The sequence below is a fragment of the Stenotrophomonas sp. 1337 genome, assembly GCF_031455455.1.
GTDB lineage: Bacteria > Pseudomonadota > Gammaproteobacteria > Xanthomonadales > Xanthomonadaceae > Stenotrophomonas > Stenotrophomonas indicatrix.
The window spans coordinates 158,078-171,678 of the sequence record NZ_JAVDSR010000006.1; the positions used below are offsets into that span (position 1 = coordinate 158,078).

A 13,601-nucleotide genomic window follows, 5' to 3' on the forward strand; every position below is an offset into this window, starting at 1 on the left:
GTCGGCAGGATGGAAGCGGTGCATGGTAACGACGATGCAGGCGGGCGGCGAGCAGGGAGCGTGGGTCAGGGTGGGTAACGTTGACTGGAGGCGGGCTGCCAGCGGACCCTGACCGGGAAGCCCAATTGCGCTTCCAGGTGATCACGAACGGTGGTCACCGTTGCCCGGGACTCATGGCCCTCTTCCACATCCAGCACCAGCTCGCCGGTTCTGACGTCCAACGCCAGAGCGTCCAGGTGCGGGATCTGACTGCGGATCCAGGGGTGTTGCGCCCGCATGCGGCGCTGCATCTCCGCCTCCGTCAGCGCAGCGCCGGTGCGGAAGTGCACGTACTGCGGGCCATCTGCGCCGCCATGTACCTCATCTGCTACCGGTTCATCACCGGTCAGTCGCACCACGACGTGCCAGCCCGGATCGTTGTCCACCCAGATACCCGCCAGCCGCGCCGCGTGCCTGGCTTCCAGGCGCTCGATCAGCGCCCGTTGCTGGGCGGTGGCGACGGTGTTGCGGGTGTCCTGCTCGCTGCTGCCGAAAAAAGCGCGCAGCTCGGCGACCTTGGTATTGATGTCGGCCTCACTGTCGCTGGCGGGAAACGGTGAGGGCCGGTCAGGATCGGGCATCAGGCCTGCCCCGGACTGCAGCAGGGTGGAGAGCAATAGTGCGGACATCAAGGTCATTGGTGCTCCCGAGACGGCATCACCCGTTGCAAAGGGCGGTGTCAGCCCTGCGGTGTCCGGTGCAGCAGCGCCCGCACACGTCGTACCGAACGATTGGCCACAGTGCGCAACGCCATCGCCGGCAGGGTCAGCATCGCCGAGAGCAGTGCCACGTGGACCAGTTGCATCACTGCGCGGACCGCAACCGGCAGTGCACCCGGTTCCAGCAGCCAGTCCGGCAGGTTCGTGCTCGCCAGGTGGATAGTGCTCATGTACACCACAGCGAGCAGGAACAGCGCCCACAGCTGCGCACGCGTTGCGTAAAAGAACGGCAGGCTGCCGCTTGCGCGCCCGAGGCGCTGCTGCAGGACCACGCGCCAGCTCACCGGTGCGGAGAGCGCGCCGATCAGGATCAGCACCATCGTGGTCATCCAGATCGCCGACGTACTGCTCACCGGGCCACTTCCGCTGAGCAGGTGCGGCCCGACCACACCCACGGCTACGCCTGCCAGCAGGCTGGTGGGCGACAACAGGGCCAGTGTGCCCAGCAGCCAGTGCCGGCCGTCGGGGTGGTTGGCGCTGACGCGGCGCACCACGTTGGCGGTCACGACCAGCAGCAGGGAGAAGATTGCACTTCCGGCCAGCAGCGGCCCCATGTCGCCCATCATCATCCATGTCTCCGGGGAGGTTGCAGGCGCAGGATAGCGCTGTCCCCGGCTCAGCGCTCGCCCGCGTACGGGTCGTCGATGCCAAGCTCGGCCAGGATCTCGCGCTCCAGCTGTTCCATCGCCTCGGCTTCCTTGTCGTCCTCGTGGTCCCAGCCAAGCAGGTGCAGCACGCCGTGCACGGTCAGGTGCGCGTAGTGGGCGTTGAGCACTTTGCCCTGCTCCTCGGCTTCACGCGCCACCACCGGTGCGCAGATCACCAGGTCGCCCAGCAGCGGGAACTTGACGCCCTTGGGCAGGCCCTCCGGCACGTCGGCCGGGAAGCTCAGCACGTTGGTGGCGTAGTCCTTGCCCCGGTAATGCCGGTTCAGCGACTGCCCTTCCTTGCTGTCGACCACGCGGATGGCCAGGTCGGCCTCGCGGATGCGGCCCTTCAGCGCAGCCGCCACCCACTTGCGGAAGCTGACGGCCGAGGGCAGCCCGGCACGGGGCAGGGCGTAGTTGACGGCGACATCCAGTCGTACGGGACCACGGGTCATGGAGTCGCTCCAGGTTGGATCTCATGCAGGTCGCGGCGGTCGTAGGCACTGACGATGCGTGCCACCAGCGGGTGGCGGACCACGTCGCGGGCTTCGAAGAAGGTGAAGCTGACGCCCTCCACGTCGCGCAGCACGTCGATCGCATCGCGCAGGCCGGACTTCACATGCTTGGGCAGGTCGGTCTGGGTCAGGTCGCCGGTGACCACGGCGGTGGAACCGAAGCCCAGACGGGTCAGGAACATCTTCATCTGTTCGATGGTGGTGTTCTGCGCTTCGTCCAGGATCACGAACGCATCGTTGAGCGTGCGGCCGCGCATGTAGGCCAGCGGCGCGATCTCGATGACGTTCTTTTCCAGCAGCTTGAGCACCTTTTCCACGCCCAGCATTTCATACAGGGCGTCGTACAGTGGGCGCAGGTACGGGTCGACCTTCTGGCTGAGGTCGCCCGGCAGGAAGCCCAGCTTCTCGCCGGCCTCGACCGCCGGACGCACCAGGATCAGGCGCTGCACGCGTGATTCGTTCAGTGCTTCCACCGCGCTGGCCACGGCCAGGAAGGTCTTGCCGGTACCGGCCGGGCCGATGCCGAAGTTGATGTCGTGGCTGACGATCTGGTGCAGGTAGCGGCTCTGGTTGGAACCCCGGCCGCGCACGGTTCCGCGCTTGACCTTGATCGCCACGTCCTGCGCTTCGTAGGAGCGGTCGGCGATCTGTTCGATGTTGGCCGCGTTCAGCCGCAGGTGAATGGCGTGGTTGTCGAAGGTGGTCTCTGCGGCTTCTTCGTACAGCGCCTCGATCAGTTTCTGCGCCTCGGCGCTGGCCTCGGCCGGGCCGCTGATGCGGAACACGAAGCCGCGGTTGGCGATTTCCACGCCAAGCTTCAGTTCGATCTGGCGAAGGTGGCCGTCGAACGGGCCGCACAGGTTGGCCAGCTGCGCGTTGTCTTCCGGCGACAGGGTGAAGTCTCGATGCTCGATGCTTTTCATTGCTTGGGGTGGGGCGGGGTCGCCGTCCACCGCGATGGAGTCAGGGACGACAAGGGTAACGCGCAAGCCGGCATGACGACAGTTCTCCACACCGGGTGTGGACCGGCGCCGAAGAAACCTGTGGATAGACCTTCGCAGGGCTTGTGCCACAAGGAAGATGATGCCGTGGTGAAAATTGTGCCAGTGCCTGCAGGGTTTTCCACATGCGGTGTGGACGGTGTTGCCACGAACCTGTGGATAGGTGGCAGCGAGCCTTGCGGCAGTGGCGTTGGCAGCGGCTGATCAATTATTGGCCAGCGCTGATCTGGATCATTGCGGGTGCACAGGGAGCATGGCACCGTGGCGCCATCGCAGGAGGTGGCGCATGGCCGTGGGCACGTGGGTGCGCAGGATGGGGTTGCTGGGCAGCTGCCTGCTGGCGGGGTGCGGCGAAGCACCACCAGCAGCACTGGGTACGCTTGAATGGGACCGGATCAGCGTGCCCGCACCGGCGGCTGAAGTGATCAGTACCGTTGACGTGCGCGAGGGGCAGGCGGTCAAGGCGGGCGCGCTGCTGATGCGCCTGGACCCTGTCCGTGGCGCAGCCCAGCTCGACGCCGCACAGGCCGAAACGGCCCGCGCGCAGGCACAGCTCGAGGAACTGCAGGTGGGCCCGCGTCCGGAGCAGATCGCCCAGGCGCAGGCACAGCTCACCGCGCTGCGCGCGCAGGCGGCGGAAGCCACCGCTTACTACCGCCGGGTGCAACCGCTGGCCCGTCAGCGGTTGGTGGCTGCCGCTGATCTGGACCGGGCCCGCGCGGCCGCCGACAACGCCGTGGCCAGCGTGCGTGCTGCCGAACAGGCGTGGCTGCAGCTGCAGCGCGGCAACCGTCGTGAGGACATCGCCCAGGGCCAGGCCGCCTCCAGGGCGACACAGGCACAGGAGGTCGTGCAGGCCGTCAACCTGCAGAAGCTGCAGCTGCGCGCGCCGCGCGATGGCGTGGTCGATGCGTTGCCCTACAGGCAAGGCGACCAGGCACCGATCGGTGCACCGTTGGTGGTGATGCTGGTGGGCGAACGGCCGTATGCGCGCGTGTACCTGCCGCAGCCGTTGCGCCTGCAGGTGAAGGTCGGGCAGGCCGCGCTGGTGCAGCTGGACGGCGCCAACACCGTACTGAAAGGGCATGTGCGGTCGATCCGCAGCGAACCTTCCTTTACCCCCTATTACGCGTTGACTGGTGATGACGTCTCGCGGTTGAGCTACCTGGCCGAGATCGAGATCGACGAGAGTGCCGACATGCAGGCGCTGCCCGCCGGGCTGCCGGTGCAGGTGCGCTTCTGAACCCGGTCGATGACATCGCCGTGCGTGCGCGGGGCCTGAGCCGCCGTTTCGGCGACCTGCTGGCGGTGGACAACGTCGATCTGCAGGTGCCGCGTGGGCAGGTATACGGTTTCCTCGGCCCGAACGGCTCGGGCAAATCGACCACCATCCGCATGCTGTGCGGGCTGCTTGAGCCGAGCGCGGGCGAGATCGACGTGCTGGGCCTGGCGATCCCGGCGCAGGCCGAGGCGTTGCGCCGCCGCATCGGCTACATGACCCAGCGTTTTTCGTTGTACGAAGACCTGTCGGTGCGGGAGAACCTGGAATTCCTTGCCGCCATCCAGGATTTGCCACGCGCGCAGGCGCGGCAACGGGTCGATGCGCTGCTGCTGCAGTATCGCCTGCAGGACCGCCAGGTGCAGTTGGCCGGCACCCTCAGTGGTGGGCAGAAGCAGCGGCTGGCGCTGGCCGGTGCGGTGATCCATGCGCCGGAACTGCTGTTCCTGGATGAGCCGACCAGTGCGGTCGATCCCGAGTCGCGTCGCGATTTCTGGGAGGCGCTGTTCGAACTCGCCGATGCCGGTGCCACGGTGCTGGTGTCCACCCACTACATGGACGAGGCCGAACGCTGCCACCGGCTGGCGATCCTTGATCGCGGTGCCCTGGTAGCCGATGGCACGCCGGCCGAACTGTGCGCGCAGCTGCAGGGCCGCACCCTGGCCGTCACCACCGCGCAACCCCGGCAGGCCAGCCGCGCGCTGGCGGCGCTGCCTGGCGTGCTCAGCGTGGCGCAGATCGGCACCGAGCTGCGTGTGCTGTGCAGTGAGGGCGCGGCCGATACCGCCGTGCTGGCGCAGGCCCTTGCCACCGCCGATCCGCAGGCCAGCATCGAACCGGTGGCGCCCAACCTGGAAGACGTCTTCGTTTCCGCTACCCGTGGCCGCGGCCGGGAGCCGGCGGCATGAGCCTGCGACGGCTGTGGGCGATCATGCTCAAGGAGCTGCGCCAGCTGCGCCGCGACCGGATCACCCTGGCGATGATCATCGGCATCCCGGTGATGCAGCTGCTGCTGTTCGGCTATGCGATCAACCTCAACCTGCGGCACCTGGATGCCGGCATCGCCGACCAGGCCAACAGTGCGGCTTCTCGCGCGCTGGTGCAGGACATGGTCGCCACCGGTGTGATCGCCCCGCGCGCACAGGCCTATACGCCCGACCAGCTGATGGAGGCGTTGCGACGGGGCCGGATCAGCGTGGGTATCGTGATTCCCGCCGATTTCGAACGACGCCGCTACGAAGGCCGCGAAGCGGTGCAGGTACTGGTCGATGGCAGCGACACGGTGGTGCAAAGTGCGGCGATCCAGTTGGCGCAGGTGCCGCTGGACACGCGGCCGACCAGCAACACGCGGCCGCTACGCGAAGGCAGCATCGCCAGCGGGCCGGTGAGTGTCATCAGCTTCTATAACCCGCAACGACGGTCAGCGGTGAACATCGTGCCCGGCCTGATCGGAGTGATCCTGACCATGACCCTGGTGATGTTCACTGCAGTGGCGGTGGTACGCGAGCGCGAACGCGGCAACATGGAGCTGCTGATCGCCACGCCGGTATCGCGCAGCGAACTGATGGTCGGCAAGGTACTGCCATACGCAGCGATCGGTCTGCTGCAGACCACCCTGGTGCTGCTGCTGGGTACGTGGTTGTTCGAGGTCCCGATCCGCGGCAGCCTGCTGGATGTCTATCTTGCCGCCGTGCTTCTGGTGCTGGCCAACCTGGCGCTGGGCCTGTTGATTTCAACCCGGGCGCGTTCGCAGTTCCAGGCCATGCAGATGACCCTGTTCCTGTTCCTGCCCTCCATCCTGCTGTCGGGCTTCATGTTCCCGTTCGCCGGCATGCCCCGGCCGGTGCAGTGGCTGGCTGAAGTATTGCCGCTGACCCATTTCCTGCGCCTGGTACGCGGCATCATGCTGCGCGGGGCTTCGCTGTGGGAGCTGTGGCCGGACGCGCTGGCACTGCTGGTGTTCATCGTGGCGATGATGACCCTGGCCATCCTGCGCTTCCGCAAACGCCTGGATTGAAGCACGCCGACCAACGGTCGGCATCCACCCCGGTAGGTGCCGACCGCTGGCCGGCATCAATTGCGGTGGTTGCCGACCGTTGGTCGGCACGCCTCAATTCCTCGGTGGTTGCCGACCGTTGGTCGGCACGCCTCAATCCCTCGGTGGGTGCCGACCGTTGGTCGGCACGCCTCAATCCCTCGGTGGGTGCCGACCGTTGGTCGGCACGCCTCAATTCCTCGCTAGGTGCCGACCGTTGGTCGGCACACCTTATTCCGTCACGACGCGCCCGCGCAGCGAGTTGGTCATCGCTTCGGTGATCACCACGTCCACGAACTGGCCGATCAGGCGCGGGTGCGCCGGGAAGTTCACCGAACGCATGTTCTCGGTCTTGCCGGTCAGTTCGTTGGGGTTCTTGCGCGAAGGGCCTTCCACCAGCACGGTCTGTACGCTGCCGACCATCTTTTCGGAGATCTGCGCGGCGTGCGCGTTGATCCGTTCCTGCAGCCGCGACAGGCGCGCATGCTTTTCCGCGTCGCTGATCGTGTCTTCCAGGTCTGCAGCCGGCGTGCCCGGGCGACGCGAATAGATGAAGGAGAAGCTGTGGTCGAAGCCGATATCCTCGATCAGCTTCATGGTCTTCTCGAAATCAGCATCGGTCTCGCCGGGAAAACCGACGATGAAGTCCGAACTGATCGAGATATCGGGGCGCACCGCACGCAGCTTGCGGATCTTCGACTTGAATTCCAGTGCGGTGTAACCGCGCTTCATCGCCGACAGCACGCGGTCGCTGCCTGCCTGCACCGGCAGGTGCAGGAAGTTGGCCAGCTGCGGCACGTCGCGGAACGCGTCGATCAACGAATCGCTGAACTCCAGCGGGTGCGAGGTGGTGAAGCGGATGCGACCAATGCCGTCGATCTCGGCGATGGTGCGGATCAGCAGGCCGAGGTCGGCGAGCTCGCCATCACCATAGGGGCCACGGTAGGCGTTGACGTTCTGGCCGAGCAGATTGATCTCGCGCACGCCCTGTGCCGCAAGCTGTGCCACTTCCACCACAACGTCTTCGAACGGGCGGCTGACTTCGGTACCACGCGTGTAGGGCACCACGCAGAACGAACAGTACTTGGAGCAGCCTTCCATGATCGACACGAACGCCGACGCGCCATCGGCACGCGGTTCGGGCATGCGATCGAACTTCTCGATTTCCGGGAAGCTGATGTCCACCTGCGGGCGCTGCTGCTCGCGACGGGCGCGGATCAGTTCCGGCAGGCGGTGCAGCGTCTGCGGGCCGAACACCAGGTCGACGAACGGCGCACGCTTGATGATCGCCTCGCCTTCCTGCGACGCCACGCAACCGCCTACGCCGATGATGACCTCGCGGCCCTGGTTCTTCAGGCTCTTCCAGATGCCCAGCTGGCTGAACACCTTCTCCTGCGCCTTTTCGCGGATCGAGCAGGTGTTGACCAGGATGACGTCGGCGTCTTCCGGGCGATCGGTCAGTTCCAGGCCATCGCTGGCGGCGAGCACGTCGGCCATCTTGGCCGAGTCGTACTCGTTCATCTGGCAACCGTGGGTCTTGATGTACAGCTTGCCTTTCACCTGGTCAGGCTTGCGCGGACCAGAGGGCAGGGCAACGAGCGGAGTGCCGCCCTGGGCGGCGGGCGGAAAGACGTCTGGCGTCCCGTTCATGGCGCTTAATCCATTCGGGTGGCGGGAAAGGGGGCGATTCTACCCGCATCCCAGGGCGTGCGCCCGGCGCAACGCCAGCGGCGCCGCACTGGGCGCTCGCGGGGCATGGCCCCGCGCTACCTGCATCCCGTCCCGTTCGGTAGCGCCGGGCCGGGTGCCCTCACGCCGCGATCAGCTCCGCATCGATCTGCCGCGAACGATCAAACGCGGTCATCGCGCTCATCCGATCGATGTAGGCGGCCGTCGCCGGTGCTGGCTGCACCAGGCCGAACGCACTGGTCCATGCCAGCGCATTGCCCCACAGCACGTCGGCCGCACTCATCACCTCGCCCAGCAGGTACGGTCCCTGCGCGAGCTGCGCTTCGATCACCTGCAGCACCGTATCGGCATCGTTGTAGGGCGACATCGCATGCGGCGGCGGATCGCGGCGCATCGCCCGGTCGATCATCGCCGGCTCGAAACAGGCGCCATAGAAGGCCATCCAGCGCAGGTAAGGGCCGCGCAGGGCGTCGCCGATCGGCGGTGCCAGCCCGGCTTCCGGGTACAGGTCGGCCAGGTACAGATAGATCGCCACCTGCTCGGTCACCAGGGCGCCGTTGTGGACGATGGCCGGCACCTTGCCCATCGGGTTGATCGCCAGATAGGCCGGGGCCAGGTTGGCACCGGCCTTCAGGTCCAGCACCTGCATGCGGTAGTCGGCGCCCAGCGCTTCGAGCAGGGCGACAGCGCCGCTCGAGCGTGAACGGGCGGCGTGGTAGAGGGTGATCTGGCGTGACGTCATGGCATTGCTCCCTGCAGGTGGTGGTGAAGTGGGGCCCATGCTGGGGCACAATTGCGGACGACTTCTGTCCGCGATCCGTCATGCGCCATACCGCCCATCGCCTGCTTCGCCTGATTTCCCTGCTGCAGGCCCGCCGTCACTGGTCCGGCGCCGAGCTGGCCGAGCGCATGGGCGTGGATCGGCGCAGCATCCGTCGCGATGTCGAGCGCCTGCGTGAGCTGGGGTATCCGGTACAGGCCTCGGCCGGTGTAGGTGGCGGCTACCGGCTGGGCGCCGGTGCGCCGGTGCTGCCGATGCTGCTGGATGAGGAGGAGGCCACCACACTGGCGATTGCCCTGCGCGCGGCGTCGGCCACGGTGTCCGGCATCGACGACACCGCACGCGGCCTGCTGTCCAAGCTCGACCCGCTGGTGCCGGCGCGCCGCCGCCAGCAGGCCGGCGAAGTACATGCCGCCACCGCAACCCTCTCCGACCTGCCGTCCACCGACGCGCGCCTGCTCGGGCGGCTGGCCCAGCATTGCCGGCAGGCCGCGCGGCTGGCCTTCGAATACCGCAGCGCGCAGGACGCGGTGACGCAACGGGAAGTCGAGGCCCAGCACCTGGTCAACTACGGACGGCGCTGGTATCTGCTGGCCTGGGACCTGGGGCGGCAGGATTGGCGCACGCTGCGCGTGGACAGGATGGGCGCAGTGCGTCCGCTGCCAGAGCCTGGCCTGCATCGGCGCACTCCGGCGCCACCGGATGTGATGGTGCGGCAGGCGGTCAGCCAGGCGCCGTTCGCGCTGCAGGCCGTCCTGCGCCTGGCTGGCAGCGAGGCGGAGCTGACCGGGCGCATTCCGCCCTGGTGCGGTGTGCTGGAGGCCGACGGGCCAGAACATTGCCTGTTGCGGATGGGCGCGGAGAGCCGCGGCATGATGCTGGCGCAGATCCTCAGCCTGGATCGCCTGCCGGTGGCGGTGTGGACCACGCCGGCCGAGCTGCGCGAGGAACTGGCCCAGCGCCTGGCCGGGCTTGGCCAGGTCCTGGCCGTGCCCGCCGTCACGGTCTGAGCCGGCGCCCTTGGCAAGCCGCAGCGAAGCTGGGACACTCGCGGCCATGAAGGGGAGACTGGGGATAACGGCGATCATCATCGCTGCGCTGACCGCTGCGCCGGCCAGCGCCGGTACCCTGTACAAGTGCCTCGGCGCCGACGGTGTCACCAGCTATGTCAGCAAGCGGGTGGCCGGTGCCCAATGCAGCACCATCAGCTACACCCGCAGCGCGGGCAGGGCAGCGCGTGCTCCCGTTGCCACACCGGCGCCGGCGCCGCTACCAGCACCTGCGGCACCTGCTGCAGTGGTGGCCAGCGCCGAGCGTAATCCGGTCGCGGTCGCCGCCGCTGCGGCCAGTCCCGCTGTCGCAGCGACCCCGGCACCCGCAACGACCTCTACGCCGGCCAGTCCACGCGGCGGCAGGATGGTCAGCGGACAGGTCTATTCGTACATGCAGGACGGGGTGCGCCACTACACCAGCGCACGCCCGACCCAGGTCGCCAACCTCGGCCCGGTGCGGACCATCCGCTACAGCTTCATGGAGCGCTGTTACGCCTGCGGGGTCAATCCGCGCGTCGATTTCGGCAGCGTGCGCCTGAACACCACGGCCTTCCAGAGCGAGATCACCTCGGCCGCACGCGAATTCGGGGTGGAAGAGGCCGTGGTACGCGCGATCATCCATGCCGAGTCGGCCTACAACCCGACCGCACTCAGCCGTGCCGGCGCCCAGGGCCTGATGCAGCTGATGCCGCCCACCGCCGCGCGCTTCGGCGTCAGCGATTCCTACGACGCGGGGCAGAACATCCGTGGCGGTGTGCAGTATCTGGCGTGGTTGCTGAAGCGCTTTAACGGTGATCTGACGTTGGCGGCTGCCGGCTACAACGCAGGCGAGGGCGCGGTCGATCGCCATCGCGGCGTGCCGCCCTACAGCGAGACCCAGTATTACGTGCGCCGGGTCGGCCAGCTGGCCGAGCGCTATCGCACCGCCCTGACCAAGCAGTAGGTGCCGACCGTTGGCCGGCACACCTTTGAACAGGTAGGTGCCGACTGTCAGTCGGCACACCGTTAACAGGTAGTGCCGGCCGCTGGCCGGCAACCCCGCAAACTATGTTGTTGCAATGCGTTGTGTGGCGCGCAACGGTTCCGCTACACTCGACCGAGATTCAATGCGGCTCTGGCCCCCACCGGAACCGCTGGCAGCCTTAAAGCTACCTAATCAATATCGGAGTGCCGGATGGCCAACGATGGGGTACACGATCCAGTCAACACCGGACGTCGGCGTTTTCTTACTGCCACCACAGCCGTGGTGGGCGCCGTCGGCGTCGGATTCACCGCTGTTCCTTTCATCAAATCCTGGAACCCCAGTGCCCGCGCCAAGCTTGCCGGCGCACCGGTGGTGGCCGACATCAGCGCCCTGCAGGAAGGCCAACGCCTGATCGTGGAATGGCGTGGCCAGCCGATCTGGATCGTCAAACGGTCCAAGGCGATCCTTGACGCGCTGCATGGGCTGGATGGCCGCTTGAAGGACCCCGAGTCCGGCGAGAAGGACCAGCAGCCGGAGTACGTGCTCAAGCAGAACCCGGAGCTGCGCTCGATCAAGCCCGAGATCTCGGTGCTGGTCGGTCTCTGCACGCACCTGGGCTGTTCGCCGGAAATGGTGGGTGAAATCCGCCCCGAGCCCTACGACCCCCAATGGAAGGGCGGCTATTTCTGCCCCTGCCACAAGTCGCGCTTCGACATGTCCGGCCGCGTCTTCAAGGACGTGCCCGCACCCATCAACCTGAAGGTGCCCGCGCACCACTACCAGGACGACAACACCATCATCATCGGTGTCGATCCGCAGGGGGCTGCCTGATGTCCAACATCCTCAGCCGTACCGCCACCGGCGTGGCCGACTGGGTCAATGCCCGCGCGCCGGGGTTGATGCCGATCTACCGCAAGCACGTCAGCGAGTACTACGCGCCGAAGAACTTCAACATCTGGTACTACTTCGGCTCGCTGGCGCTGCTGGTGCTGGTCAACCAGATCGTCACCGGCATCTTCCTGACCATGCACTACAAGACGAATGCCGCCGAAGCATTCGCCTCCATCGAATACATCATGCGTGACGTGGAGTGGGGCTGGCTGATCCGCTACATGCACTCCACCGGTGCCTCGCTGTTCTTCATCGTGGTCTACCTGCACATGTTCCGCGGGCTGCTGTACGGCAGCTACCAGAAGCCACGCGAACTGGTGTGGATCCTGGGCATGCTGATCTACCTGGTGTTGATGGCCGAAGCCTTCATGGGCTACGTGCTGCCGTGGGGCCAGATGTCGTTCTGGGGCGCCAAGGTGATCATCTCGCTGTTCGGCGCCATTCCGGTGATCGGCAACGGCCTGACCGAATGGATCATGGGCGATTACCTGCCCAGCGACGCCACGCTCAACCGGTTCTTCGCACTGCACGTGATCGCGCTGCCGCTGGTCCTGCTGCTGCTGGTGGTGCTGCACCTGGGCGCGCTGCATGAAGTGGGATCGAACAATCCCGATGGCGTGGAGATCAAGAAGGGCCCGAAGGGCAACCGCTGGTCGCCGAACGCGCCGACCGACGGCATCCCGTTCCATCCCTACTACACACTCAAGGACGGCGTCGGTGCGGGCTTCCTGCTGATCATCGCGGCCTTCATCATCTTCTTCGCACCGGCCTTCGGTGGCCTGTTCCTGGAACACGACAACTTCACCGAAGCCAATCGCCTGGTCACCCCCGAGCACATCAAGCCGGTCTGGTACTACACGCCGTACTACGCGATGTTGCGGGTGGTGCCGAACAAACTGGGTGGCGTGATCGTGATGTTCTCGGCCATCGCCATCCTGTTCCTGGTGCCCTGGCTGGACCGGGCCAAGGTCAAGTCCTACCGCTACCGCGGCTGGCTGTCGCGCGGCCTGCTGGGCATGTTCGTGGTGTGCTTTGCGTGGCTGATGGTGATCGGTTCCGGTCCTGGTACCGATGCACACGAGACCTATGTCGGGCGGGTGCTGACCTTCCTGTACTTCGCCTTCTTCATCACCATGCCGATATGGACAAGGCTGGACAAGACCAAGCCGGTACCGGAAAGGGTGACCACGCATGACTGAGCGCTGGATGGTCCGGCTGGCCCTGGCGGCCGCCCTGATGCTGGGCAGTACCCTGGCCATGGCCGCCGAGGGCGGCACCAAGCTCCTGCAGGCCGGTAACGACCTGGGTGACCGGGCGTCGCTGCAGCGCGGCGCCCAGTTGTACATGAACTACTGCAGTGGCTGTCATGCACTGAAGTACCTGCGCTATTCGCGGATGGGCGAGGACCTGGGGCTGAGCGAGGAAGAGGTGATGAACAACCTCAACTTCACCGGCTCGGCGATCGGCGATCCGGTGCCGGTGGCGATGCCCAAGGAGCAGGCCGAAAAGTGGTTCGGCAAGATGCCGCCGGACCTGAGCCTGATTTCCCGGGTGCGCGGCAGCGACTGGATCTACACCTACCTGAAGTCGTTCTACCTGGACAGCAGCCGCCCGCTGGGCTGGAACAATGCGCTGTTCGCCAACGCATCCATGCCCAATCCGTTGTGGGAGATGCAGGGCCTGCAGCATGCGGTACATGGCAAGGCCGAAGCAGCGGGCATGGACCCGCCGGTGACGGGCCTGCGCATCGAAAGCCCGGGTTCGGTCGATGCGGCGCAGTACGACCAGGCCGTGCGCGACATCACCAACTTCCTTGAATACGCCGGCGAGCCGGCCGCGCTGAAGCGGCAGCAGCTCGGTGTCTGGGTGATCCTGTTCCTGGCCCTGCTGACCTTCCTGGTGTACCTGTTGAAGAAGGAATACTGGAAGGACGTGCACTGATCCAGGGCCGGCCATCGCAACGGGCCTATTGGCTTTTGTGATGGTCGG

General features: G+C 66.4%; 14 protein-coding genes. 8 read left to right on the plus strand and 6 right to left on the minus strand.

Annotated elements, in window-relative coordinates:
• Positions 1-65 precede the first annotated feature (65 nt).
• From J2X70_RS10855 to J2X70_RS10870, 4 genes are read right to left on the minus strand one after another with little or no spacing between them, the layout of a single operon-like run.
• Complete coding sequence (locus tag J2X70_RS10855) at positions 66-677, minus strand: hypothetical protein (protein ID WP_309910309.1); 612 nt, start codon at positions 675-677, stop codon at positions 66-68.
• A 41-nt stretch (positions 678-718) separates the two neighbouring features.
• On the minus strand, positions 719-1,327 hold the full coding sequence (locus tag J2X70_RS10860) for a hypothetical protein (protein WP_088100387.1): 609 nt from the start codon (positions 1,325-1,327) through the stop codon (positions 719-721).
• Positions 1,328-1,374: 47 nt separating this feature from the next.
• Complete coding sequence (gene ybeY / locus J2X70_RS10865; RefSeq protein ID WP_033830754.1) at positions 1,375-1,860, minus strand: rRNA maturation RNase YbeY; 486 nt, start codon at positions 1,858-1,860, stop codon at positions 1,375-1,377.
• A complete protein-coding gene (locus tag J2X70_RS10870; RefSeq protein ID WP_025875300.1) occupies positions 1,857-2,843 on the minus strand; it encodes a PhoH family protein in 987 nt (328 codons plus the stop codon). The genes ybeY and J2X70_RS10870 overlap by 4 nt, the downstream gene beginning before the upstream one ends.
• Positions 2,844-3,207: 364 nt before the next feature.
• Between J2X70_RS10870 and J2X70_RS10875 the strand changes: the two genes are divergently transcribed.
• The 3 genes from J2X70_RS10875 to J2X70_RS10885 are packed head-to-tail and all read left to right on the plus strand — an operon-like array spanning position 3,208 to position 6,217.
• The gene (locus J2X70_RS10875) at positions 3,208-4,164 is read left to right on the plus strand and encodes an HlyD family efflux transporter periplasmic adaptor subunit (protein WP_279208483.1); all 957 of its coding nucleotides are present in this window, start codon (positions 3,208-3,210) and stop codon (positions 4,162-4,164) included.
• Between the two features lie 20 nt (positions 4,165-4,184).
• Complete coding sequence (locus J2X70_RS10880; RefSeq protein WP_309910312.1) at positions 4,185-5,108, plus strand: ABC transporter ATP-binding protein; 924 nt, start codon at positions 4,185-4,187, stop codon at positions 5,106-5,108.
• Positions 5,105-6,217: an ABC transporter permease gene (locus tag J2X70_RS10885; RefSeq protein ID WP_080149299.1), complete on the plus strand. Its 1,113-nt coding sequence runs from the start codon at positions 5,105-5,107 to the stop codon at positions 6,215-6,217. The genes J2X70_RS10880 and J2X70_RS10885 overlap by 4 nt, the downstream gene beginning before the upstream one ends.
• Before the next feature lie 249 nt (positions 6,218-6,466).
• Here J2X70_RS10885 and miaB read toward each other — a convergent pair whose 3' ends face one another.
• Entirely contained in the window at positions 6,467-7,885 is a 1,419-nt protein-coding gene (miaB, locus tag J2X70_RS10890) for a tRNA (N6-isopentenyl adenosine(37)-C2)-methylthiotransferase MiaB (protein ID WP_049466958.1), read from the minus strand.
• Between the two features lie 160 nt (positions 7,886-8,045).
• Positions 8,046-8,666, minus strand: coding sequence for a glutathione S-transferase family protein (locus J2X70_RS10895; protein WP_025875290.1), 621 nt, complete (start codon positions 8,664-8,666; stop codon positions 8,046-8,048).
• Positions 8,667-8,746: 80 nt separating this feature from the next.
• On the opposite strand from J2X70_RS10895, the gene J2X70_RS10900 reads away from it, so the two are divergent.
• The 5 genes from J2X70_RS10900 (at position 8,747) to J2X70_RS10920 (ending at position 13,553) form a co-directional block, all read left to right on the plus strand.
• Positions 8,747-9,715: a WYL domain-containing protein gene (locus J2X70_RS10900; protein WP_033830759.1), complete on the plus strand. Its 969-nt coding sequence runs from the start codon at positions 8,747-8,749 to the stop codon at positions 9,713-9,715.
• Between the two features lie 46 nt (positions 9,716-9,761).
• Entirely contained in the window at positions 9,762-10,700 is a 939-nt protein-coding gene (locus tag J2X70_RS10905) for a lytic transglycosylase domain-containing protein (RefSeq protein ID WP_093817820.1), read from the plus strand.
• Between the two features lie 231 nt (positions 10,701-10,931).
• A complete protein-coding gene (gene petA, locus J2X70_RS10910; protein WP_025875286.1) occupies positions 10,932-11,552 on the plus strand; it encodes a ubiquinol-cytochrome c reductase iron-sulfur subunit in 621 nt (206 codons plus the stop codon).
• Positions 11,552-12,811, plus strand: a complete 1,260-nt coding sequence (locus tag J2X70_RS10915) for a cytochrome bc complex cytochrome b subunit (protein WP_025875284.1) — start codon at positions 11,552-11,554, stop codon at positions 12,809-12,811. Before petA ends, J2X70_RS10915 begins: the two co-directional genes overlap by 1 nt.
• A complete protein-coding gene (locus J2X70_RS10920; RefSeq protein WP_025875282.1) occupies positions 12,804-13,553 on the plus strand; it encodes a cytochrome c1 in 750 nt (249 codons plus the stop codon). The genes J2X70_RS10915 and J2X70_RS10920 overlap by 8 nt, the downstream gene beginning before the upstream one ends.
• Positions 13,554-13,601 lie beyond the last annotated feature (48 nt).